At 70.3% G+C, this 22,181-nt stretch carries 19 protein-coding genes and 1 pseudogene; 9 read left to right on the plus strand and 11 right to left on the minus strand.

What is annotated here, in order from left to right; translation table 11 throughout:
• Window positions 1-320 precede the first annotated feature (320 nt).
• From MKK75_RS19310 to MKK75_RS19325, 4 genes are all read right to left on the minus strand, one after another.
• Window positions 321-1,859 carry an aldehyde dehydrogenase family protein gene (locus MKK75_RS19310; RefSeq protein ID WP_244044146.1) on the minus strand — a complete coding sequence of 513 codons (1,539 nt, stop codon included), beginning with the start codon at window positions 1,857-1,859 and terminating at the stop codon, window positions 321-323.
• The gene (locus MKK75_RS19315) at window positions 1,859-2,743 is read right to left on the minus strand and encodes an NAD(P)-dependent oxidoreductase (RefSeq protein ID WP_244044147.1); all 885 of its coding nucleotides are present in this window, start codon (window positions 2,741-2,743) and stop codon (window positions 1,859-1,861) included. Before MKK75_RS19315 ends, MKK75_RS19310 begins: the two co-directional genes overlap by 1 nt.
• Window positions 2,744-2,845: 102 nt before the next feature.
• Window positions 2,846-3,757: a LysR family transcriptional regulator gene (locus MKK75_RS19320; RefSeq protein WP_244044148.1), complete on the minus strand. Its 912-nt coding sequence runs from the start codon at window positions 3,755-3,757 to the stop codon at window positions 2,846-2,848.
• On the minus strand, window positions 3,754-4,992 hold the full coding sequence (locus MKK75_RS19325; RefSeq protein WP_244044149.1) for an amidohydrolase: 1,239 nt from the start codon (window positions 4,990-4,992) through the stop codon (window positions 3,754-3,756). Before MKK75_RS19325 ends, MKK75_RS19320 begins: the two co-directional genes overlap by 4 nt.
• 649 nt (window positions 4,993-5,641) lie before the next feature.
• On the opposite strand from MKK75_RS19325, the gene MKK75_RS19330 reads away from it, so the two are divergent.
• The 5 genes from MKK75_RS19330 to MKK75_RS19350 all read left to right on the plus strand — a co-directional run bounded on the left by MKK75_RS19330 (window position 5,642) and on the right by MKK75_RS19350 (window position 10,864).
• Window positions 5,642-6,784, plus strand: coding sequence for a carboxylate-amine ligase (locus tag MKK75_RS19330; RefSeq protein WP_244044150.1), 1,143 nt, complete (start codon window positions 5,642-5,644; stop codon window positions 6,782-6,784).
• Window positions 6,785-7,223: 439 nt separating this feature from the next.
• On the plus strand, window positions 7,224-8,132 hold the full coding sequence (locus MKK75_RS19335; protein WP_244044151.1) for an amino acid ABC transporter substrate-binding protein: 909 nt from the start codon (window positions 7,224-7,226) through the stop codon (window positions 8,130-8,132).
• Between the two features lie 266 nt (window positions 8,133-8,398).
• Window positions 8,399-8,677 carry a DUF485 domain-containing protein gene (locus tag MKK75_RS19340; RefSeq protein ID WP_244044152.1) on the plus strand — a complete coding sequence of 93 codons (279 nt, stop codon included), beginning with the start codon at window positions 8,399-8,401 and terminating at the stop codon, window positions 8,675-8,677.
• The gene (gene actP / locus MKK75_RS19345; protein ID WP_244044153.1) at window positions 8,674-10,215 is read left to right on the plus strand and encodes a cation/acetate symporter ActP; all 1,542 of its coding nucleotides are present in this window, start codon (window positions 8,674-8,676) and stop codon (window positions 10,213-10,215) included. The genes MKK75_RS19340 and actP overlap by 4 nt, the downstream gene beginning before the upstream one ends.
• A gap of 16 nt (window positions 10,216-10,231) precedes the next feature.
• The gene (locus MKK75_RS19350; protein ID WP_244044154.1) at window positions 10,232-10,864 is read left to right on the plus strand and encodes a glutathione S-transferase N-terminal domain-containing protein; all 633 of its coding nucleotides are present in this window, start codon (window positions 10,232-10,234) and stop codon (window positions 10,862-10,864) included.
• A 72-nt stretch (window positions 10,865-10,936) separates the two neighbouring features.
• Here the strand turns inward: MKK75_RS19350 and MKK75_RS19355 are convergent.
• The 3 genes and pseudogenes from MKK75_RS19355 to MKK75_RS19365 all read right to left on the minus strand — a co-directional run.
• A pseudogene (locus tag MKK75_RS19355) lies at window positions 10,937-11,079 on the minus strand (IS5/IS1182 family transposase); the annotation flags it as partial.
• Window positions 11,080-11,117: 38 nt separating this feature from the next.
• Window positions 11,118-11,282, minus strand: coding sequence for a hypothetical protein (locus tag MKK75_RS19360; RefSeq protein WP_244044155.1), 165 nt, complete (start codon window positions 11,280-11,282; stop codon window positions 11,118-11,120).
• Between the two features lie 20 nt (window positions 11,283-11,302).
• Window positions 11,303-11,851: a GlcG/HbpS family heme-binding protein gene (locus tag MKK75_RS19365; protein WP_244044156.1), complete on the minus strand. Its 549-nt coding sequence runs from the start codon at window positions 11,849-11,851 to the stop codon at window positions 11,303-11,305.
• Between the two features lie 303 nt (window positions 11,852-12,154).
• Here MKK75_RS19365 and MKK75_RS19370 point away from each other — a divergent pair, with 303 nt between their 5' ends.
• Window positions 12,155-12,409: a hypothetical protein gene (locus tag MKK75_RS19370; RefSeq protein ID WP_244044157.1), complete on the plus strand. Its 255-nt coding sequence runs from the start codon at window positions 12,155-12,157 to the stop codon at window positions 12,407-12,409.
• A gap of 309 nt (window positions 12,410-12,718) precedes the next feature.
• Here MKK75_RS19370 and parC read toward each other — a convergent pair whose 3' ends face one another.
• Together parC and recO are read right to left on the minus strand one after the other, a co-directional pair.
• Entirely contained in the window at window positions 12,719-14,965 is a 2,247-nt protein-coding gene (parC, locus tag MKK75_RS19375) for a DNA topoisomerase IV subunit A (protein ID WP_244044158.1), read from the minus strand.
• 107 nt (window positions 14,966-15,072) lie between these two features.
• The gene (gene recO / locus MKK75_RS19380) at window positions 15,073-15,792 is read right to left on the minus strand and encodes a DNA repair protein RecO (RefSeq protein WP_244044159.1); all 720 of its coding nucleotides are present in this window, start codon (window positions 15,790-15,792) and stop codon (window positions 15,073-15,075) included.
• Window positions 15,793-15,908: 116 nt separating this feature from the next.
• Between recO and MKK75_RS19385 the strand changes: the two genes are divergently transcribed.
• Together MKK75_RS19385 and MKK75_RS19390 are read left to right on the plus strand one after the other, a co-directional pair.
• Complete coding sequence (locus MKK75_RS19385; protein ID WP_244044160.1) at window positions 15,909-16,310, plus strand: hypothetical protein; 402 nt, start codon at window positions 15,909-15,911, stop codon at window positions 16,308-16,310.
• Window positions 16,311-16,330: 20 nt separating this feature from the next.
• Entirely contained in the window at window positions 16,331-17,032 is a 702-nt protein-coding gene (locus MKK75_RS19390; RefSeq protein ID WP_244044161.1) for a gamma-glutamylcyclotransferase, read from the plus strand.
• Window positions 17,033-17,205: 173 nt separating this feature from the next.
• Here MKK75_RS19390 and MKK75_RS19395 read toward each other — a convergent pair whose 3' ends face one another.
• The gene (locus MKK75_RS19395; protein WP_244044162.1) at window positions 17,206-17,349 is read right to left on the minus strand and encodes a hypothetical protein; all 144 of its coding nucleotides are present in this window, start codon (window positions 17,347-17,349) and stop codon (window positions 17,206-17,208) included.
• 174 nt (window positions 17,350-17,523) lie between these two features.
• On the opposite strand from MKK75_RS19395, the gene MKK75_RS19400 reads away from it, so the two are divergent.
• Complete coding sequence (locus tag MKK75_RS19400; protein WP_244044163.1) at window positions 17,524-18,144, plus strand: hypothetical protein; 621 nt, start codon at window positions 17,524-17,526, stop codon at window positions 18,142-18,144.
• On the opposite strand, the gene dnaE is transcribed toward MKK75_RS19400, so the two are convergent.
• Window positions 18,141-21,659 carry a DNA polymerase III subunit alpha gene (gene dnaE / locus MKK75_RS19405; RefSeq protein WP_244044164.1) on the minus strand — a complete coding sequence of 1,173 codons (3,519 nt, stop codon included), beginning with the start codon at window positions 21,657-21,659 and terminating at the stop codon, window positions 18,141-18,143. The two genes, MKK75_RS19400 and dnaE, sit on opposite strands and share 4 nt — an antisense overlap.
• Window positions 21,660-22,181 lie beyond the last annotated feature (522 nt).

The following is a 22,181-nucleotide window of genomic DNA, read 5'->3' on the forward strand; positions in this document are numbered from 1 at the left end:
CCGCCGGCAACCCCAAGGCCGAGCCCGTAGTCACGGGCGACCGCAAGCGCCTCACCACCCTCAACGCCATGATCCGGGACAAAAACACATGGCAAACCGCTTAACCCGAAACACCGTCGCTGAGGTGCCGGGGCGCAGAGGAGGCCTCGAAGGAACCCCCCACGAACCGGCACGATCCCTGGAACTCTCCGTCGAGGCCCGCTGACGCGGGCAACTCAGGATGAGGGGGTGGGTTGGATGAGGGGCGTGCACAGAGATCCGCCGGAGGCTTCGTACGATGTCGTCCCTGGTCGATCGCCGGTTCTCGTCGCGAGACCGGCCTAGCCCACGTAGCCGAAGGCCACGGCCGGCGCGGCGGCGGTCTCGACCCAGACGCTCTTGGTCTGGGTGTAGGCCATCAGCGCCTCGCGGCCCGAGGAGCGGCCGAAGCCCGAGCGGCCGAATCCGCCGAACGGCGAGGCCACGTTGATGGTCTTGTAGCCGTTGACCCAGACGGTCCCGGCCCGCAGAGCCGCCGCAACCCGGTGGCCGCGCCCGCCGTCGCGGGTCCAGACCGCGCCGGCGAGGCCGTAGGGCGTGCCGTTGGCCAGCGCGACCGCCTCGTCCTCGCCGTCGAACGGCAGGACCGCCAGGACAGGGCCGAACACCTCCTCCCGGGCGATCGCCGCGTCCGGCGCGACGCCGTCCACGATGGTCGGGCCGTAGTAGAAGCCGCCCGTGTCCCGCAGGGCGGCGGGGCAGGCCCCGCCGGTCGCGATCGTGGCGCCTGCTCCCGCGGCGGCCTCGACCATCGCGGCGATCTTGTCCCGCTGGCGCCGATTGTTGATCGGCCCGATCTGCGTCGCCGTGTCGGTCGGCGCGCCCACCGGGATGCGCGCGGCGGCGTGGGACAGGCGCGCGACGAAGGCGGCGTGGATCGAGCGGTGCACGAGGAGCCGGGAGCCCGCCACGCAGCTCTGCCCGGCGCCGCCGAAGATCGCGGCCTGCGCGCCGACCAGCGCCCGGTCGAGGTCGGCATCGGCGAACACGATGTTGGCCGACTTGCCGCCGAGTTCCAGCACGCTCGGCACGATGGCGCGGGCCGCCGCGGCGGCGATCTGCGCGCCGGCCTCGGCCGAGCCGACGAACACGACGAGCCGGGTCTCAGGATGGGCCACCGCGGCGGCGCCTGTGGTCGGGCCGGCGCCCGCCAGCACCGAGACGAGGCCGCGCGGCATCCCCTCGGCGCGGTCGCAGAGCACGCCCAGCGCCAGCGAGGTCAGGGGCGTCAGCTCGGAGGGCTTCAGCACAACGGCGTTGCCGGCGCAGATCGCCGGCGCGATCTGCCAGCCCGCCGTGAAGATCGGCGCGTTCCAGGGGGTGATCTGCACCACGGTGCCGAAGGGCTCGTGGCTTGTGTAGTTCAGGTGCGAGGTCGGGACCGGGATGACGTCGCCGTGCAGCTTGTCGCACCAGCCGGCGTAGTACTCGAACATCTCGGCGACCTTGGCGACCTCGCCGCGCGTGTCGCGGATCGGCTTGCCGGCCGAGAGGGTCTCCAGCTCCGCCAGAGCCGCGGCGTGCTGCCGGACCAGGGCGGCCACGGCCCAGAGCGCCCGGCCGCGGGCGGCGGCGCTCATCCCCCACCACGCGCGCTGGGCGTCGCGGGCCGCCGCCATGGCGGCCTCGACCACGGACGGACCGGCATCGGCGAAGCTTGCGAGCACGCATCCGTCGGCGGGGTTGACGAGATCGAGGGCGGCGCCGGTCCCGGCGAGGATTGCGCCGGCCACGACGCTGCCGATGCGGCCGCCCGGCAGCAGGTCGGCCAGGAGGGTGGCGACCCGGTCGGCGGCGGGCGCGTGCGGCGTGCCGGACATCAGTTTGCTCCCTTGCGATCGCGGTAATCGGCCATGCGGGTGAAGTCGGCCGCGTCGGGGATGGCGGCCTGCGTCGCCTGCCAGATCCGCCTCACCTCGGCGGAGAGCGGCAGCTCGATCCCGCATTCGGCGGCGAGTTCGAGGGCGAGGCGCACGTCCTTGCGCATCAGGCCGGCCGAGAAGCCGCTGTCGAAGGTGCCGGACTGGACCCAGCGTGGGACCATGACCTCGCTGATCGCGCTGCGGCCGGTCGCGGTGTTGACGACCTTGACCGCCTCCTCGGCCGAGAGGCCCGCCGCCTCGGATAGGCGCAGGGCCTCGCCGGTGGTCACGAGATGGGCCGCCACCAGGAGGTTGTTCACGAGCTTGACGATGTTGCCGGCGCCCGACGGCCCGACATGCGGCGCCCGGGCCGACATCGCCTCCAGGACCGGCCGGGCAAGCGCGTAATCCGCCTCCGCCCCGCCGACCATCATGGTCAGGGTGCCCTCGGCGGCACCGGACGGCCCGCCGCTCACCGGCGCGTCGAGGAGCGCGTGACCGGCCGCGGCGAGGCGCTCGGCGAGGCGCCTAGTCGTGCCGGGATCCGAGGTCGAGGTGTCGATGACGACCACCTTCCGGTCGGTCCGGGATAGGAGGCCGCCCTCGGCGGTGACGACCGCCTCCACGTCCCGCGCCAGCGGCAGCGAGAAGACCAGGGCGTCGGCCCGGCGCAGCACGTCGTCGAGGGCGTCGCGGGTGGTCACGCCGGCCGCCTCGGCGGCGGGACGCCGGGCCGGATCGAGGTCGTAGCCCAGGACCGCGAAGCCCTTGCGGGCCAGGGTCGCGGCCATGCCCAGACCCATGTTGCCGAGCCCGACGACCCCTACCATTGCGATGGTCATGCCGATCCGTCCCCACGAAGCGGCACGAGAGTTCCGGCAAACGAGCGTTGCGACAATCGCTGATTTCCGCACATCATGTGCGGGAATTCAGAACGGTACCGGTCAGCCCGGCGGCGGCCGGAACGCCACCATGTGGTCGGCCAGCCAGCCGAGCAGCCGCGCCGCGCCCTCGGGCAGCCGCCGTCCGGCGCGGATGACGAGATGGGCGCTCGCCTCGGACAGGATGGCGTCGCGCAGCGGCACCGCCGCGAGGAGACCGTCGCGCAGCTCGGCCGCGACCACGAAACGGGGCAGGAACGCGACACCCATCGCCGCCATGACGAAGCGGCGGTGCAGCTCGAAGGCGGCCGTCTCCAGCCGCGGCACCAGCCGGAAGCCGCCATCCGCCTCGACGCGGCCGAGGAGCTGGCGCACGCCGTGGTCGGGCGGCAGGAGGACGGCGGGCTCGGTGGCGAAGCTGCGCAGGGGGACGGGCGCCGCCCCGTCGGCAAGGGGAAGCCCTTTCGGCAGGATGGCGAGCAGCGGCTGCCGGGCCGAGACGATTCCGCGGACATCCGGATGCGCGGGCGGGTTGTAGACGAGGCCGATATCCGCGTCCCCCCGGGCGATCGCCGCGAGGATCCCGTCGGTGGTGCCGATCTCGACCTGATAGGCGATGCCCGGATGGTCCTGCGCGAACCCCGCCAGCGCGTTGTCGAGGAGATCGATCAGGAAGCCGGCGCCGCAGCGCAGGCTGACCGTGCCCCGCTGCACGCCGCGCAGGCGCTTCAGCTGATCCTCCAGCAGGGCCGCCTCGTCGGCCTGCCGCTGCGCGTGCGCGGCGACCAGACGGCCGGCCTCGGTGGGGACTACGCCCCGGGGCAGGCGTTCGAGCAGGGTCTCGCCGATCTGCGCCTCAAGCTCGATGATCTGCCGGCTCACCGCCGAGGCGGCGACGTTCAGGCCCTCGGCGGCGGCCCGGACCGAGCCCGCGCGTACGACGGCGAGGAGGTAGCGCAGCGCACGGTCGTTCACGGCGCGGGCACCGTGCTGGCGGCGCGCCGGTCGATCGCGACGGCGCCCCGCGCGACGACGAGCATGGGCTCCTGGCGCTCCACGATCACCTGCGGCACGCCGCCGGCCACGAAGGCGATCAGGTCGGCCCGCGCGCCGGGCGCAATCACGCCTGGGCCGAGGCCGAGAACCCGTGCCGGGGTGACGGTGATCGGGTCGAGGAGCCGCGCGAGATCGGCGTCGCCGCGCAGATCGAACCGGTAGGCGGCTAGCTGGGCGCGGGCCATCATGCTGGTGACCGTGGCGGGGTTCCAGCAGTCGCGGACGTTGTCGGTGCCGAAGCAGACCGGGACGCCGAGGTCCCGCAGCCGCGGGATCGGCGGACATCGGCGCCCGCCCGGGACGCTGCTGAGGATGGCGACGCCGGCCCGGTTCAGGGCCTCCGCGAGCCGGCCGAGGTCCAGGTCGTCGGCCTCCGCGAGGGCGAAGGCGTGGCTGATCGTGACCTGCCCGCCGAGCCCAGCCGCTTCCGTGCGGGAAGCGATCGCCGCGATCGTGTCGAGGCCGGCGGCGCCGCCGTCGTGGAGATGAATGTCGATGCCCCTTCCGTGCCGCTCGGCCAGGGCGAAGACCACGTCCAGGTGACCGTCGCGGTCGCCGTCGATGCCGACGGGGTCGAGACCGCCGACGAGGTCCGCGCCCATCCGCAGGGCCGCGTCCAGGTCGGCGGCGACTGGCGGGCAGCCCAGGATCCCGCTCTGTGGGAAGGCGACGACCTGAATCTGCAGCCGGTCGGCCCAGCGCGCCCGCAGGTCGAGGATCTGGGCGAGGTGGTCGAGCCGCGTGACGTCGTCGATGTCGACATGGGTCCGCAGGCTCGTCGTGCCGCCGCCGAGCATGCGTTCGAGCAGCGCCTCCGCACCCTGCGCGGCGAGCGGGATCCGCGCGGCCCGGCGGAACGCCTTCTCGTCCGCGATGATCGCGCGGACGGACCCCGCCGCCGCGTGCGGGCGCCACGGGAGGCCGAGCAGGCACTTGTCGAGATGGACGTGCCCGTCCGAGAGGCCCGGCAGCACCAGGGCGCCGCCGAGATCGATCGTGCGGCCGGCGGGCGGCCGCGGCGCGCCGGGATCCCGCAGGGCCGCCACGCGGTCGCCCAGGATGTCGACGATCGCCCGGCTCCCGTCGGCGAGCGTGGCGTCGGACAGGCGCAGGTCGCAGGGGGCGCCCGCGTGGGGTTCTGTACGCGGCGTCATGGGGGCTCTCCTCGGATCCGTATCCGCGCCGCTCAGAGAGGCCGGGCCGCCGCCACGACGGTCCGGCCCCCGGAGATCACGCGAGCCGGCGCTCGATCGCTACGCCGCGCGCGCCGGCTCGTGTGATCGACCGGACATGCTGCCGTGCCGCTTACCGTGAAAGGCTGCAAACGTCCGCCGTTTCGTATCGCTGGTTCCGCGTCGCGGTTCCAACCGGCTCGGGCACATCGTCGGCCGTTCCTCGGCGACCGGGTGCCGATCCCGGAGCCACGGGGACCGAGGACGCTCCCCGATCCACGGGTTCTTCGACGGCGACACCAGTCACGGACGCGCCGCCTGCCACCGGGCAGGATGGACGGCTCCGACCCTCAACCCTGCTGCACGATCGGGCGAAGCCGCGTCCTCAGGCGTCGCGCCGATCCGGATACCGCAGGAGCCGACGGGGCGTCCCGTCGGCTGAGACCGCGCGTGCCAGCGCCTGCCGGCTGACAAACGCGCCGGGCGTCGCGCGTTGGCGAACGCGCGTCGACGCGTTTTGGCGCAGATCGCGCATGCTGAGGTTGAAACTGCGCTTCACCGCGTCAGAGGGCACAGGGACGCCCCCGGCGGACAGGTCGGCCGCGGCACCTCCGGGGATCGGAAACACATCATGGCGCGGCAATCGGGACACGACTACAAGTTCGGGATCGAGGAAGAGTTCTTCCTGGCCAGCGCCCGCTCGCGGGGGGCACCGCGCAGCGCGATCCACGGCTTCCACGATGCGGCCAAGCGCCTGGGTTCGGTCGAGCGGGAACTCCTGGAAAACGAAGTCGAGATCTGCTCGAAGCCGACCGCCAGCGTCGACGAAGCGCGCTCGGCGCTCGGCGCTCTGCGCGGCAAGCTCCAGGCGACCGCCCGCACGCACGGTCTCAAGCTCTTTGCCGCCGGGACGCATCCCACCGCCGTCTGGTCCGCACAGAAGGAGACCGAGAAGCCGCGCTACCGCGGGATGATGGATGACCTGCAGATCACGGGCCGTCGCTCCGTGGTCGCCGGCATGCACGTCCATGTCGAGGTGCCGCGACCCGAGAGGCGGGTCGACATCATGCGGCGAATCTACCCTTTCCTGCCGCTGCTGCTCGCCCTCTCGACATCCTCGCCGTTCTACGATCGGCGCCGGACTGGCCTGCACGGCTATCGCCTGCGCGCCTACGCCGAGCTGCCGCGGACCGGCCTTCCGGAATTGTTCGACGATGCCGACGACTATGCCCGGTATGTGCGGGTGATGACCGCGGCCGGCGCCGTGCCCGATCCGACCTATTTCTGGTGGCATATCCGGCCCTCGATCCGGTACCCGACCCTGGAACTGCGCGTCGCCGACAGCTGCACGCGGCTGGACGACACCCTGACCATCGCCCAGCTCTACCGCTGCCTCGTCCGCCTGATCGACCGCCGCCCGGACATCCATGCCGGCCTGACCGGCGCCTCCCGGGGATTCGTGATGGAGAACCTGTGGCGGGCCGAGCGCAACGGCACGGGCGCCTCCCTGATCGACGAGGCGTCCGAGCGCGCCGTGCCCGTGGCCGAGGCCGTCGATGCCCTACTCGATCTCATCGCCGAGGATGCGGCCGCGCTGGGCTGCACCTCCCAGATCGCGCACGCCAAGGTGATTGCGCACACCGGATCGAGCGCGGCCCACCAGCTGTCTGCCTACGCGGCCGCCATAGACAGAGGCGCGACCGACGGCACGGCGCTGAAGGCGGTCATCGATTGGCTCGCGGGGGAGACGAGCCCGGCAGCCGAGTCGATCTGACGATCCCCGTCTGCACGCCGGATCCATCCTTCACCGTCTGGGGCAGCGTGGTGCAGCGGGCCACCGGCCGGGCCACGAGGGCGGCTGGACTGTGTTCGGCTCGTCCTGGGGTGGCGACTTCTGGGGTGGCGCCTCCTGGGGTGGCGACGCCCTGCCGAACCGGGCAGGTCACCGGCTCCTCCGCGGCACCGGACCGGAGGGTTGGAACGGCTGGCCAACGGACGCGCCGCTTGCTCTGCCGCGTCAATCGCGGATCGACGCGGCTGCGCAAGCCCGGCGGCGCGTCATCGGCCGGGCTTGTTGATCGCCATGCAAGATCGGGAACGGCGCAGAACTTGCCCCGGGTCATTCACCCGCTGCCGTGCCGTATCGGAGCGGCCGCAATGTCCGTCCCGGACTCGCCCGGAAGCGCGGCACCCTGTGTGGCTGGAGGATCTTTATGTCGCGCAAGTCCTGGCTGATCCTGTCGGCGATCCTCCTCCTCGGTACTCACGCCGCCGGGGCCGAAGAACTCACCGGTACGCTGAAGAAGGTGAAGGACAGCGGCGAGATCGCGATCGGCTATCGGGATGCGTCGATCCCCTTCTCCTATCTCGACGGTGATCAGAAGCCGGTCGGGTTCGCGATGGACATCTGCTACAGGATCACGGATGCGGTCAAAGCCGAGCTGAAGCTGCCGAAGCTGGCGGTCAAGCTGGTCCCGGTGACCGCTTCAACGCGCATTCCGCTGATGGCCAACGGCACGATCGACCTCGAATGCGGCTCGACCACGAACAACGCGGATCGACAGAAGCAAGTCTGGTTCACGAACACCCACTTTCTCACCGCGACGCGGTTCGCCTCGAAGAAATCGGCGCAGATCGACAAGATCGACGACCTGAAGGGCAAGACCGTCGTGTCGATCCCGGGTTCGACGAACATCCTTCAGACCCTTGAGGTCAACACCGCGAGAAACCTCGGGATGACGGTCCTGCAGGCCAAGGACCACGGCGAGGCGTGGTTGATGGTCGAGAACGGCCGTGCCGCCGCCTACATCATGGACGACGTGCTGCTCGCCTCGCTGATCGCCTCCTCGAAGGAGCCGGGCGCCTACCGGATCTCGTCGGACGCCCTCTCCCGTCCCGAGCCCTACGGGATCATGGTGCGCAAGGACGATCCGGCGTTCAAGAAGGTGGCGGATGCCGCGACCGCCAAGCTCTACACCAGCCCGGAGGGCAAGGTGCTCTACGACAAGTGGTTCACCAAGCCGATCCCGCCGCGCGGGATCAACCTCAACTTCCCAATGAACGCGGCCATGAGCAAGACCATGATGCATCCGAGCGACAGCCCGGACCCGGCAATGTACTGAAGAGCCCTGTCGGACATGGCGCGGCCGGACAGAGCGCCGCCGTCCGAGCGGCCTGCCCGCGCCACGATCGGTAGCCCATGCCGTCCGGCCGATGGTGCGCCACAGGCCGCATTGTCCCCGCCCGGCCGGTCCGGCGGACACGGCCGGGCCGCTTCGGGAAACGCCTCCGGCTTGGAACAGGGACGCGCCGAACGGCACAGCTCTCGGACCGGGACTGGCACGAGCCGTGCAATCGGCTCAGGGCGAACGAGGGACCGGAATCTGCTGTGAGCTCCGAACCGTCCACGACAGAGCCGCTCGGTCTCGGCCTCCTCCTGCTGGGCCTGCTCGCCGCCGCGTTCTTCGGCTTCATCGGGCTCTGCGCCTTCGCGCCGGCCTGGAGCGCCGCGCCCCTCGTCCGGGGGGGCAGCGTCAACGTCGCCTTCGTCCTCGGGCTGGGCGTGATCGGGCTCGGGGTCGCCCTCACCGGCCTTTACGTCGTGGTCGCGAACCGTGCCGAGGCGCGGGCCATCCGCGCCCGCACCGGACCCGGGATACGACGATGAACCGCGTGGCGATCGGCCTCTTCCTCGTCTTCGTGGCACTCACCCTAGGGATCACGTGGTGGGCCGCGCAGCGCACCCGCTCGGCCGAGGATTTCTACGCCGCGGGCGGACGCATCACGGGTTTTCAGAACGGACTCGCCATCGCCGGCGACTTCATGTCGGCCGGCGCTTTCCTCGGTCTGACCGGACTCGTCCTCGCCAACGGCTTCGACGGTCTGATCTACGCGGTGGGCTACACCACCGGCATGCCGATCGTGGTGTTCCTGCTGGCCGAGCGACTGCGCCGGCTCGGCCGCTTCACCTTCACCGACGTGGTCTGCACCCGCCTTGCCGAGCGGCCCATCCGGGTGTTCGCGGCCTGCGCCTCCCTCGTGGTGGTGGCGTTCTACCTCATCGCTCAGATGGTCGGCGCCGGTCAGCTGATCCAGCTTCTGTTCGGCCTCGACTACCTCTACGCCGAGTTCGTCGTCGGCGTGCTGATGGTCTGCTACGTCATGTTCGGCGGCATGGTGGCGACCACCTGGGTGCAGATCGTCAAGGCGGTGCTGCTCCTGATCGCCGGCTTCGCGATCGGCGGCCTGCTGCTCGCCCGCTTCGGTTTCGACCTCAACGCCCTTCTGGCGCGGGCTGCCGCCGTTCACCCGAAGGGCGCCGCGATCCTCGCGCCGCAGTTTCCGGCCAAGGATCCGCTCTCGGCCTTCTCGCTCGGCCTCGCGCTGATGCTGGGCACGGCTGGGCTGCCGCACATCCTGATGCGCTTCTTCACCGTGCCGGATGCCCGCTCCGCGCGCCTCTCGGTGTTCTGGGCGGCGACCTTCATGAACGCCTTCTTCGCCCTGATCTTCGTGCTCGGCTTCGGCGCCGTGGCGCTGACGGTCGGCAATCCCGCCTATGTCGATGCGGCCGGGATGCTGCGGGGCGGCGGCAACATGGCTGCGATCCATCTCAGCCACGCGGTGGGGGGCGACGCCATGATGGGCTTCGTCTCGGCCGTGGCCTTCGCCACCATCCTGGCGGTCGTGGCCGGGCTGACGCTCGCCGGTGCCAGCGCGGTCAGCCACGATCTCTACGCCAGCGTGGTTCGACGCGGGCACGTCGATGAACGCCGGGAGGTGCAGGTCTCGCGCATCGCGACCTTCGTCCTCGGCCTCGTGGCGATCGGACTGGGCATCGCCTTCAAGGGGCAGAACGTCGCCTACATGGTCAGCCTCGCCTTCGCGGTCGCCTGCTCGTCGACCTTTCCGGTTCTGATCCTGGCGTTGTACTGGCGCGGGCTGACGACGCTCGGCGCCGTCGCCGGCGGGACAGCCGGCTTGGTGAGCGCGTTGGTCCTCACGGTGGTCGGCCCGGCGGTTTGGGTGAAGGTGCTGGGGCATGCCGCCCCGCTCTTCCCGCTCGATCCGCCGGCCCTCGTGACCTTGCCGCTCGCCTTCGGAACCTGCTGGCTGGTCTCGCGCCTGGATCGCAGTCGGCAGGGCGCCACCGATCGGGCGCGATTCGATGCGCAGCACCGCCTCGACGCCGTGCCGGCCGAGTGATCCCAGAGCCTCGACGATGTTCAAGCTGATCAGCGCGACCCCGAGCCCCTACGCCCGCAAGGTGCGCATTGCCCTCGCCGAGAAGGGCCTGCCCTTCGAGTTGCTGACCGAGGTGCCGTGGGATTCCACCACGAGCCTGCCGCGCCACAACCCTCTGGAGAAGCTGCCCGTGCTGCTGCTGCCCGATGGCGGCAGCGTCTACGAATCAAGCTACATCCTGCAGTACCTCGAACTCATGCACCCCGAGACGCCGATGCTGCCCGACGATATCGCCGGCACGCTCGCGGCGCGCAAGCTCGAAGTCCTGTGTGACGGCGTCTGCGACGCCCTGGTGCTCACCTTCTTCGAGCGCCAGCGCGGCGAGCACGCGAGTGCCCCCTGGTTGGCGCGCCAGCGCCGCAAGATCGAGGGCGGCCTGGCCGAGATCGCCCGCCTTGCCGGCAACCGCGAATGGGCGGTGGGCGACCGCTTCAGCCTCGGCGACATCGCGGCCGGCACGGCGGTGGGCTATCTCTCGGTCCGCTTCGCGGAACTGCCCTGGCGGGACCTCCACCCGAACCTTGCGGCACTCAGCGACCGCCTGGAGCAGCGGCCCTCGTTCCGAGACTCGGTGCCCTACGCCCAGACCATCGCCGACCGTGTGATGTAGGCCGGTCGCACTGCTCGCCGCCGATGGCCTGGTGCCCTCGCAGGTGCCCTCCAAGGTGTTGGGCCGTCCCGCAAGGACCACGATGATGCGGGCCGGCGCCGCCCGGTCCGACGCACGCGGCCGACCCCCCTTCGGCTTCGCCGGCCTGGGGGCAGACGCGGCGCGATCGCTGCCCAGAGGTCATCGGGTACGCGGGCGCCTGGGAGGGCGTCCATGCCCCGTCAATTTCCCCCACCCAGGTCCTGTCCCGCGCTCAGGGCGCCTCGATCTCCGCGTCCGTCATCTCGGACTTGCGGCGCAGGTCGCCGACGCTCCGGCTGTCCTCGGCCATGGCGGAGAGCCCCCCTGCCCCGTCCATCGCGGCGCGCCAGGCTGCCGCAGCTTCGCGACCCGCCGGGCTCTTCCAGCGGAGACGCACCCGCCACATCGGGTTGTCGCCTACTTCAATGCCTCGGCCCCCGCCTGACAGATCGTTGCATCCTGATCCCCGGTGCCGCCACTACAGCCGATCGCGCCGATGACCTTGCCGTCCACGATCAACGGGATGCCGCCCGGCGAGGCTGCCAGATCCGGATCGAGGGTGCCGTAGTAGGTCGAACCTGCAGCATAGAAGTTGAAGAATACCCGGCTCTCGCGCCGCCAGCGTGCGGCCGTGCGCGCCTTGTTCTGGGAGATGCGGATCGAGGCCAGTTGCGCGCCATCAAGCCGGGCGAAGTGCACGAGTTCGCCGTGGGTGTCGACCACCGCGATATTCATCGGCCATCCGCGCTTCTTCGCCTCCGCTTCCGCCGCTGCCAGGATCGTTTTGGCCTGCTCGTAGGTGACCGGGGCACCGTACGGGAGCCCGAAAGGGATTTTCTCCGGCGTTCCTCCGGCCGGCGCCTGGGGGGGACCTGGTGGCTTGGGGGGCTCGGTGGTCTGCGCCAGTACCGGTGCGCCGATCAGCGCAAGACATAAGGCCAGGAGGGGCGTGGAAAACGGCTTCATGTTTCTCCTCCAGCGCATCGACCTCTACCGGGCCGTCGCGTGCAGTGAACCTAAGCCATCATCGATGAAGCGCCCATTCCGGCGACCGTAAGCTGAGACAGAGTCGGCGTTTCGTAGGCGAAGCCGCTCGCGTGGCGTCCCTGGCAACGGGCCTTGGCCCGCCTGGCACGGGCAATCAGCGTTTCATGCGCAGCAATCGCCGCGCGTCCCGTCCCCGATGCGCGGTTCGAGGGATCTGATCGTGTCGCGCCACGTTCACGAGGCGCCCCCTCCTTCGCAGCTATGGATCAGGAGAACGCACCGATGCCGCCCAAGCTGACGAAGACGATCATCGGCGCCGTCGTCGCCATCGCCTTGGCCGCAGCCGTCTCTTACGGCCTGATCAGCCAGCAAACCGCCGATCAGATCCAAACCAAAGCGAACCAGACCCTGCAGGACGATCGGACCTCCCCCACCTCCGGCCAGCAGCCACCGCCTCCACCCCAGAATTCGATCCCGCAGGCACCTGCGCAACCCGGTTCATCGCCACAGAACCCGGCCCCCGCTCCTCGGCCATGAGGACCTCGCGAGCCATGAAGGGTCGGTGACCGCGACCGTGATCACGCGCCGTCGTCCGGAGCGCCGCGACGGCATCATGGTCGCGGTCGAGCTTCCCCGACGGGCCGGAACGCAGGATCCTCATCAATCATGCGTCGGCAGGCCAACGCGTCGCCTGATCTGGTCCCTGGTGTATCGCAGTCTTTCGTCGCAAAACCGGAGGCCGATTTTGATCAACCTGGTGAGAGCCGTTTCGAGGCCTTCCCAACGCTCCGGCGCTTCTGGATGAAGGGGTAGGTTGGAGGTCCGTGACCTTCTCATCGCCTTGCTTCACCGCCCGAACCGCTCGAACTTCGGGAAACTCCGCGCCATCATCAGACCGACCTCGGCGCGGTGGCCGAGCCATTTCTCCAGCACCGACGCATTGGCGAGCCGGCCCTCCGACGAGCCGTCCTGCCAGGGCAGGCCGTCGGCCAGCTTGAACACGTGCGCGTCGACCAGGCCGCCGCTGCGGCAGCGCTGGAGGCGGACGCCCTTGCCGCGGGCCAATTCGGCCACCTCCGAGAGCGGGAAGACCAGCAGCAGTTTTTCCGTATTCGTCACGGCCACGGAGTCGCCGTCGGCCGGGATCAGCACCACCGCCGTCGCGTCGCCGTCGAGGCCGAGCACGCCCTTGCCCTTGCGGGTGTTGGCCACCAGCGCGTCGGCGGGCGCCACGAAGCCGCGCCCGTCCGAGCCCGCGATCAGCAGCTTGGTCTCCGGCCTGTAGGGCAGAGCCGCCACGATCTCGGTGCCGTCGTCGAGATCGGCCATCAGGCGCACCGGGTCGCCGAAGCCGCGGCCGCCCGGGAGCTTCGAGGCCTCCAGGGTAAACACCTTCCCGTTCGTGGCGAGCAGCAGGATTTTTTGGGTCGTCTCGGTCGGGAAGGCGATCTTCAGGGTGTCGTCACCCTTGAACGCCACCCCCGAGAGGTCGGCGACGTGGCCCTTCAGCGCCCGGATCCAGCCCTTGGTCGAGACGATCACGGTGATCGGCTCGCGCTCGACGAGCGCCGCCGTGAAGTCGATGCCGCCGACATCCGGCGGGCTCGCCAGCGTCGTACGGCGCCGGCCCAGCTTGGTCTCCGGCCCAAACGTCTTCTTCACGGCGCGGATCTGCGCCTGAATCGCCTTCCACTGGGCCGGCTCTGAGGCCAGCAGCGCGTCGATCTCGGCCTTCTCGGCGGTGAGCGCCTCGAACTCGCGCTTCAGCTCCATCTCCTCCAGCTTGCGCAAGCTGCGCAGGCGGGTATCGAGGATGGCGTTGGCCTGCAACTCGGTCAGCTCGAACCGGGCCATGAGGGCGGCCTTCGGCTCGTCCTCCTCGCGAATGATGCGGATCACCTCGTCGAGGTCGAGATAGACGATCAGCAACCCGCCCAGGATCTCCAGGCGCCGGTCGATCTGGCCGAGCCGATAGCGCGAGCGTCGCTGGAGCACCACGCGGCGATGGTCGACCCATTCCCGCAGGCACTCGACGAGCCCGATCACCTTCGGCACGAGACCGCCGACGAGGACGTTCAGGTTGAGCGGGATCCGCGCCTCCAGCTCGGTCAGCCGGAACAGCGATTCCATCAGGATCACCGGATCGACCGTGCGCGAGCGCGGCTCCAGCACGACCCTCACGTCCTCGGCGGATTCGTCGCGCACGTCGGCGAGCAGCGGCAGCTTCTTCTCCTGCAGCAACTCGGCCATCTTCTCGATCAGCCGGCCCTTCGGGATGCCGTAGGGGATCTCGGTGACGACGATGTTCCAGGTGCCGCGGCCGAGATCCTCTTTGGCCCAGCGGGCGCGGACCCGGAAGGCGCCGCGGCCGGTCCGGTAGGCCTCGGCGATGGACTCGGCCGAATCGACCAGGATGCCGCCGGTCGGGAAATCCGGCCCCTGCACGAACTTGGCGAGATGCGCCGAGGTCGCCTCGGGATGGTTGATCAGGTAGAGCGCCGCGTCGCACAGTTCGGCGGCGTTGTGCGGCGGGATCGAGGTCGCCATGCCGACCGCGATGCCCTGGCTGCCGTTGGCCAGCAGGTTCGGGAAGGCCGCCGGCAGAACGATCGGCTCCTCCTTCTCGCCGTTGTAGGAGGGGCGGAAATCGACCGTGTCCTCGTCGATCCCGTCGAGCAGCAGGCGGGCGACCTCGGTGAGCCGGGCCTCGGTGTAGCGGTAGGCCGCCGGGCCGTCGCCGTCGATGTTGCCGAAATTGCCCTGGCCATCGACCAGCGGGTAGCGCTGGGCGAAGTCCTGGCTGAGCCGCACCAGGGCGTCGTAGATCGCCTGGTCGCCGTGCGGATGGAAGTCACCCATCACGTCGCCGACGATCTTGGCGCATTTCTTGTGCGCGGTGTTCGGATCGAGCCGGAGCAGCCGCATGCCGTACAGGATGCGCCGGTGCACCGGCTTCAGCCCGTCGCGGGCATCCGGCAGCGCCCGGTGCATGATCGTGGAGAGCGCATAGGCGAGGTAGCGCTCCTCCAGCGCGGATTTCAGCTCGACGCTCTCGATCCCGTCGCCGGACGGCGGCTCGAAGGGCTGGCCCATGACGGCTCCTTAACTTCTAATCGCCCGTGCCGACCGGACCATCGGTCCGGGCTTCGCCGGCAATCGCAGGATCGATGAACGGCGGCGCGCAGAACAGAGCGTGAACATTACCCGGCCTCGCGGCCGAGCGCAACGAATCGCGCCCGCTCCTCGGACGGCCCGAGGCCGCGTGGACCCCAGACGTGCCTATCGAGGAAGTATCCCGTCAAGGTAAACCCCTGGGCAACGCCGTCCGGGCCGGGGGATCCGCCGGCATGCAGGAAGGTCGGGAGCGCCAGGAGGCGGTCGCGATACGGCTCGCCCGCCGAGGCGCTGACCGCCCGGCCGCTCTTCGGCGAGACGTAGGCCAGGGCATCGTTGCCGCCGGTGGCCGCGCAGGCGGTGAGATCGAGCCCGAAGCCCAGTTCCGTCAGGATCGCCAACTCGAACCGCACCATCAGCGGCGGGGCGATGGCGGGATCGTCGAGATGATCCACCAGGATACCGGCCGCCGCGTAGAGTTCCGGATGCGGGTCGCGCTCCGGGAGAAGCCGCAGCAAAGCCGCGAGGTGGCCGATGCCGTAGAGGGCGAGGCTCGACCCGATCAGCCGCGAGACCTGCGAGTCGAGGGGTTCCACCGCGAAGGCGCCGAGGCCCTCATCGAGCCGCGCGCGCCACGTCAGACGGACCCGGTTGCCGGGCTGAAGCACCGGCTGCATCCGGCGCGAGCGCCCGCCATGCACGAGGCCGAGATGGCGCCCGTGGGCCTCGGTCATCGCCTCCAGGATGACGCTGCTCTCCCCGTGCCGGCGCAGGCCGAGCACCAGGGCGTCGTCGGTCCATTGCATCGGGAATCGCGTCGCGGGGGTGAGAGGTGCGCGGGGCGCTGGAACCTCACATATAGGGAGCCGCGGCGCCGGGTGCTGTCCAGCCCCAGGCAGCCTCGGCCGGGTAGCCAGGGACGATGTCGATCCGTGCCGCCCTCGCCGTTGTCCTTGTCCTCGCCGTCGTCGGGGCACAGGCTGCGCCACGCAAGACCGCCGGCGGATCGGAGGGCGCGCCCTCCCCGGCCCTCCTCCAGCGGATCGCCGCCCTGGCGCTGAAGCAGGTCGATTTCGGTTCGGTCTCGTTGCTGCCGGTGCGATTCGAGGGCAGCCGGATCGCCGGGCCGATCGCGGATGGTGGCCGGGTGATCTTCTGCGTGTCGGGGCGGATGTACGGCCGGACCTTCGGCAAGCCCGAGAAGCCGAAGGTGGCTTTGCGCTACGCGGACGACCGGCTCACGGTGCTCGACGACGACGAGGTCTGCACCGGGCACCGCACCCGCCCCTTCCCCGAGCTCGACGCCTCGGGCAACGCCCGCTGAGGCCTCTGCGTTGATGGGCCATGCCCCCCGACCGCCCCCTCGCCCGCACCCTCGATCTCAGCCTCGACCTGATCGCCCGCGCCCATTCCGTCCCGGTGCCCGACGACCCGGACGCCCTCGCCGTGCTGTCGGACGCGGAGCTGCGCCCGGGGCTGGACGCCATCATCGCGGGGCGCGCGGGCAGCGACGTCTGGGTCTTCGCCTACGGCTCGCTGATGTGGAATCCGGAATTCCCGGTGGCCGAGCGCCGGATCGGGACGGTCCGCGGCTTCCACCGCCGGTTCTGCCTGCTCCAGCGGCGCTTCCGTGGGACGCCGGAGCGGCCGGGCTTCGTCCTGGCGCTCGATCGCGGCGGCCTGTGCCGGGGCGTCGCCTTCCGCCTGCCCGACGCGGAGATCCGCGACGCCCTGATGCCGGTCTGGCGGCGGGAGATGCGTGGCCGGGGCTACGTCGCCCGCTGGCTCCCGGTGGCCACCGCAGCGGGCACCGTCCCGGCGCTGACCTTCCTGGCCAACCGCGCCAGCGACCGCTACGCCGGCCGCCTCTCGGATGCCGAGCTCGCGGACAAGATCGCGGCCGCCTGCGGCCACAAGGGGCCGAGCGCTGAGTATCTATTCCGGACCGTCGAGGCCTGCGAGCGCCTCGGCATCCGCGACCGGCACCTCTGGAATCTCCAGAGCCTGGTGGCCGACCGGCTCAGGGCCTGCGCGCCAGAGTCCTGATATCGTCCCCCTCGATGACGGCTGCTGCACCGCCGTCTTTGCGCGCGCAGCGAAGCAACCCAGGGTTGCGCCGCGCTCCCCGACGTCCCGCTGTCCTCAGTCGCTTCGCTGCGCTCGCGATGACGTTTTGCAGCCTGCATCGACCGAGGGCCGCACCCGAGACCCGCCGCGGCTCACGCCCAGGCGCGCTTCATCACCATGGCGACGCGCCCGCCCGCATGCTCCGCGTCCGGGTTGCGCGGCTCCCGGATGCCGGGGGCGCGGCCGGTGGTGACGTAGACCACAAAGGTGAGGACGAGCAGGATCTTCGTGCGCATCGCGACGCTCAAGCTTGAGCATCGGTGCATAGGATCGATCGGTTTTTACGGAGTTGCTGCAACGCAAACGTCTGTCGATGCGGTGCAGTTCGCGTGATCGTGGTGAACGAAGGGTTGCGACGTTGGCTTGATCGTCTATGCCCCCGGCCCGGGATCTCCACAGACGAGGACAGGATGCGGCTTCGGATCGGCGTGGGCTTGGGCGTCGTGATCATCGCGGCCGCGGCCCTCCTGGCGGGACCGTTGAGCCGCGGCGAGCGGCTGTCCGACATCATGACCGGGCGGACGCCGCTGCTGGGCGGAAGCCGGGCACCCGGGGGCAGTGCGGATCTCACCGGCGCCGCCGACCTGGGAACCGATCAGAGGGACGCGACCCTGCACCTCGCCTGCGATCCGGGCGGCACCGGCCTGTCGGCGGCGCTGACCGTGCCGCGCTTCGCCGAACTGGGGCCGCGCTTCGACTTCGCGGGGCTCGAAGGTGCGGCCAGCGAGACGCCGCTCACCGGCATCCTGGTGTCGAGCGCAGGAAGCGTGCGCTCGGTACGCATGCCGGTCCAGGGGGCCGCGAGCGGGGCGGAGTCGGGCTTCACCCTGACGGTGACGGGCGCGCGCCGGGGCGAGGATCCGCTGCGTGGGGTCGCCCTGGCGCTGACCCAGCCCGGGACGAAGCTCACCTGGACACAGGCCAGCCCGCGCTCCGGCGATCCGACCCTGACGGCGGTGTTCATGCCGTCGGAGAGCGACGTGGCCGCGCTGAAGGCGGCGCTCGGCGGGTGTCTGGCGACGCCGTTCTAGCTCACCTCCACCTGCACCACCCCCGGCACGGTCCGGAGCTGACCGGCGAGCGCCGGGCTAGCCTGGAACTTGCCGGGCAGCCGGATCTCGACCTCGCGCTCGCCGCCGTCGAGCTTGAGGATCAGCGAGACCTCGCTCTCGCCGCGCATCGACAGCCGCTGCTGCACCGGACCGACCCCGCGCGGGTCGCTCAGATGAATGCGGATGCCCTTCTGGTGGCGGGCCACCGCCTGGTCGAGGGGTTCCGCGGTGAGGATGCGGGCGCGCACGTCCTCGCCCTCCAGGTTCGCCTGAAGCTGCAGCACCAGCGGGCGGCCCGGCTCCAGGATGTCGCGGTATTGGCCGAGCCCCTCGGAGAAGATGATCGCCTCGAAATGCGCGGTGCGGTCCGACAGGGTGACGATGCCCATCTTGTTGCCGGTCTTGGTCCGCCGCTCCGCCCGGTCGAGCACCGAGGCCGCGACCCGGCCGACGCTCGAGGTCCCGGCCCGCACCGCGCGGCAGAAATCCGCCCAGCTCTGCACGCGCAGCTTGTCCAGGAGGTCGCCGTACTCGTCGAGCGGGTGGCCCGAGACGAAGAAGCCGATCGCCGCGTATTCCCGCTTGAGCGTGTCGGCCATCGGCCAGATCTCGTGCGGCGGGATGCGCAAGCTCACGTCGTCCGCCACCACGCCGCCGAACATGTCAGTGACGCCCGTGGACTCCGCCTCCGCCGCGCTGGCGGCGAGCTTCATCATCGGCTCCACCGCCGCGAAGGCCCGGGCGCGATCCGGCTCGATGCAGTCGAGCGCCCCGGCCTGGACGAGGCTCTCCAGGGTGCGCTTGTTGATCATCCGCGGATTGAGGCGCCGGGCGAGGCAGGCGAGATCCTTGAACGGCCGGTCGCCGCGGGCCTCCACCAGCGCCCGCACCGCCTCGCGGCCGACGCCCTTGATGGCGGCGAGCGCATAGAAGATCTTGCCGTCGCGCACCTCGAACACCTCGCCCGAGGTGTTGATCGAGGGCGGCTCGACGGTGATCTTGAGCCGCTGCGCGTCCTGGCGGAATTCGGCGAGCTTGTCGGTGTTGTCGATGTCGAGGGTCATGGCGGCGGCCAGGAACTCGACCGGATAATTCGCCTTCAGGTAGGCGGTTTGATAGGTCAGCAGCGCGTAGGCCGCCGCGTGGCTCTTGTTGAAGCCGTAATCGGCGAACTTGGCGAGCAGGTCGAAGATCTCGTTGGCCTTGGCCTTGGTCAGCCCGCGCTCGGTGCAGCCCTTGAGGAACCGGTCGCGCTGCGCGTCCATCTCGGCGCGGATTTTTTTACCCATGGCGCGCCGGAGCATGTCGGCCTCGCCGAGCGAGTAGCCCGCCAGGACCTTGGCGATCTCCATCACCTGTTCCTGGTAGACGATGATGCCGAACGTCTCCTTCAGCATCGGCTCGAGCTTCGGATCCGGGTACCACGCGGCCTCGTTGCCGGCATCGCGGCCGAGCTTGCGCTCGCAATAGACCGGGATGTTGGCCATCGGGCCCGGCCGATAGAGCGCCACCAGGGCGATGATGTCCTCCAGCCGGTCGGCCTGCATCTCGCAGAGCGCCTTGCGCATGCCGGCCGATTCCACCTGGAACACGCCGACCGTCTCGCCCCGGCCCATCGGCCCGTAAGTCTTTTCGTCGTCCAGCGGCAGGGCGGCGAGATCGATGTGGATGCCGCGCTGCATCAGCAGATCGGAGCAGCACCGCAGCATGGTGAGGGTTTTCAGGCCCAGAAAGTCGAACTTGACCAAGCCCGCCTGCTCGACCCACTTCATGTTGAACTGGGTCACCCGCATGCCGGTCTTCGGGTCCCGGTAGAGCGGGACCAGTTCCTCCAGGGGCCGGTCGCCGATCACCACGCCGGCGGCATGGGTCGAGGCGTGGCGGTGCAGGCCCTCCAGCTTCTTGGAGATATCGATCAGCCGGCCGACGACCGGCTCCTCCTCCATGGCCTGCTGGAGCTTGGGCTCGCCCTCGATCGCCTGGGCGAGCGTCACCGGGTTGGCCGGGTTCTGCGGCACCAGCTTGGTCAGCTTGTCGACCTGCCCGTAGGGCATCTCCAGCACGCGGCCGACGTCGCGCAGCACGCCGCGGGCAAGCAGGGTGCCGAAGGTGATGATCTGCCCGACCTGCGCCTCGCCGTAGCGTTGCTGCACGTAGCGGATCACCCGCTCGCGGCCCTCGACGCAGAAGTCGATGTCGAAATCCGGCATCGAGACGCGCTCGGGGTTGAGGAAGCGCTCGAACAGCAGGCCGAAGCGCAGCGGGTCGAGGTCGGTGATCAGCAGCGACCACGCCACCAGCGAGCCCGCGCCCGAGCCGCGGCCCGGACCCACCGGGATGTCGTGATCCTTGGCCCACTTGATGAAGTCGGAGACGATCAGGAAGTAACCCGGGAACTTCATCTTGACGATGACGTCGAGCTCGAAGGCGAGGCGCTTGCGGTAATCGTCCTCCGAGAAGCCCGGCGCGGTGCCGTGCTGCTTCAGGCGTAGCTCCAGCCCGGCCTCGGCCTGGCGGCGCAGCTCGGTCGGCTCGTCGGCCGAGACCGCCTGCGCGCCGGCCTCGGAGGCTTCGGCGAGGGTATCCGCCATGGGCGGCTTCTCGCCCGCTGCGACCTTCGAAAAGTTCGGCAGGATCGGCTTGCGGGTCCGAGCCCGGACGGCGCAGCGCATGGCGATCTCGACCGAGGCCTGGAGCGCGTCCGGCAGGTCGCGGAACAGCTCGGCCATCTCGGCCCGGGTCTTGAAGGCGTGGCTCGGCGTCAGGCGGCGGCGGCGCTCGTCGGAGACGATGCGGCCTTCGGCGATGGCGAGGAGCGCGTCCTGGGCATCGTAATCGTCGGGCTTGGCGAAGTAGGGCTCGTTCGTCGCCACGACACCGAGGCCGTGGCGGCCGGCGAGGTCGAGGAGCGCGGTCTCGATCCGCCCCTCCTCGGGCAGGCCGTGGCGCTGCAGCTCGACATAGAGCCGATCCTCGCCGAACGCCTCCTTGAGACGCCCGAGGCGGGCGAGGGCCAGCTCGGGCCGGCCGGACCGGAAGGCGGCGTCGAGGGGGCCGGAGGGGCCGCCCGTGAGCGCGATCAGCCCGTCGGACGATCCCGCCAGGGCCGCCGCGTCGAGGCGGGGGGATTCACCGAGCGCCGTGTCGAAATAGGCGCGGCTCGCCAGCCGCAGCAGGTTCGCGTAGCCGGTCTCGTCCTGCGCCAGCAGCACGACGCCGTGGCTCGTCGGCGCGTTGCGCTGGTGCGGATCCGCCGCCTCGAACGCCACCGAGAGCTGCACGCCGGCGATCGGCTGCACGCCCTCGCCCGCCGCCTTCTCGGAGAATTCGAGCGCCCCGAACAGGTTGTTGGTGTCGGTGAGCGCCAGCGCCGGCTGCCGGTCGGCCAGAGCGGCCTTGATCAGGGAGCCGACCTTCAGCGCCCCTTCGAGCAGGGAATAGGACGAGTGGACGTGGAGGTGGACGAATCCGACCTCCTTCAGCTGACGTGGCATGGACGACCTTGTTCCGGGGACGGACAGCATCCCCGCTCGGCCGGTTCGAGTCGACGGATCCGGAGCATTGGCTGCACGATATCCACCGGTCGTGCCCCGGAAGCACCAGTTCCGGCCGCCCCTGTGGACAATCGGCGCCGACGGACCGATCGCCTGTGCATAACGTCGCTGGGACGGGAACCGGACGTGATTCCGCAGCGGCGGGCTAACGGACCGGTGCCAAGGCTATCGCCCAGGCGCCCACCGCCGCGAACAGCATCCCGAACGCCATGAACTCGAGCATCCCGGTCAGGACCAACCGCTTGAGCATCGCCGCGCCTCCGTGCCTCTGGACCAGAATGTTCGTGTTTTGTTCTTAATACAGGGCTGCCGCGCAACACGTCTATCGACGCTTCTAGTTATGGTAAAAAGTATCTTGATGTGGATCGGGTGGGCTGGCATGCCCCGCGCCGAGAACGCGCCCGTCATCCGAACGGGGGTTCGAAGGAGCAGGCCATTCCCGCGCACAAGACGGCCGAGCGA

Source organism: Methylobacterium sp. J-030 (assembly GCF_022829545.1).
In the GTDB taxonomy this organism is placed as follows: Bacteria; Pseudomonadota; Alphaproteobacteria; order Rhizobiales; family Beijerinckiaceae; genus Methylobacterium.

What these genes read in the sequence shown, in the direction of transcription:
- MKK75_RS19385 (WP_244044160.1), top strand. Translation starts at nt 15,909, where the DNA reads ATGTCGATCCGTGCCGCCCTCGCCGTTGTCCTTGTCCTCGCCGTCGTC.
- recO (WP_244044159.1), bottom strand. Translation starts at nt 15,792, where the DNA reads ATGCAATGGACCGACGACGCCCTGGTGCTCGGCCTGCGCCGGCACGGG.
- MKK75_RS19325 (WP_244044149.1), bottom strand. Translation starts at nt 4,992, where the DNA reads ATGACGCCGCGTACAGAACCCCACGCGGGCGCCCCCTGCGACCTGCGC.
- MKK75_RS19315 (WP_244044147.1), bottom strand. Translation starts at nt 2,743, where the DNA reads ATGACCATCGCAATGGTAGGGGTCGTCGGGCTCGGCAACATGGGTCTG.
- MKK75_RS19350 (WP_244044154.1), top strand. Translation starts at nt 10,232, where the DNA reads ATGTTCAAGCTGATCAGCGCGACCCCGAGCCCCTACGCCCGCAAGGTG.
- parC (WP_244044158.1), bottom strand. Translation starts at nt 14,965, where the DNA reads ATGGGCCAGCCCTTCGAGCCGCCGTCCGGCGACGGGATCGAGAGCGTC.
- dnaE (WP_244044164.1), bottom strand. Translation starts at nt 21,659, where the DNA reads ATGCCACGTCAGCTGAAGGAGGTCGGATTCGTCCACCTCCACGTCCAC.
- MKK75_RS19395 (WP_244044162.1), bottom strand. Translation starts at nt 17,349, where the DNA reads ATGCGCACGAAGATCCTGCTCGTCCTCACCTTTGTGGTCTACGTCACC.
- MKK75_RS19310 (WP_244044146.1), bottom strand. Translation starts at nt 1,859, where the DNA reads ATGTCCGGCACGCCGCACGCGCCCGCCGCCGACCGGGTCGCCACCCTC.
- MKK75_RS19400 (WP_244044163.1), top strand. Translation starts at nt 17,524, where the DNA reads ATGCGGCTTCGGATCGGCGTGGGCTTGGGCGTCGTGATCATCGCGGCC.
- MKK75_RS19330 (WP_244044150.1), top strand. Translation starts at nt 5,642, where the DNA reads ATGGCGCGGCAATCGGGACACGACTACAAGTTCGGGATCGAGGAAGAG.
- MKK75_RS19365 (WP_244044156.1), bottom strand. Translation starts at nt 11,851, where the DNA reads ATGAAGCCGTTTTCCACGCCCCTCCTGGCCTTATGTCTTGCGCTGATC.
- MKK75_RS19390 (WP_244044161.1), top strand. Translation starts at nt 16,331, where the DNA reads ATGCCCCCCGACCGCCCCCTCGCCCGCACCCTCGATCTCAGCCTCGAC.
- MKK75_RS19335 (WP_244044151.1), top strand. Translation starts at nt 7,224, where the DNA reads ATGTCGCGCAAGTCCTGGCTGATCCTGTCGGCGATCCTCCTCCTCGGT.
- MKK75_RS19370 (WP_244044157.1), top strand. Translation starts at nt 12,155, where the DNA reads ATGCCGCCCAAGCTGACGAAGACGATCATCGGCGCCGTCGTCGCCATC.
- actP (WP_244044153.1), top strand. Translation starts at nt 8,674, where the DNA reads ATGAACCGCGTGGCGATCGGCCTCTTCCTCGTCTTCGTGGCACTCACC.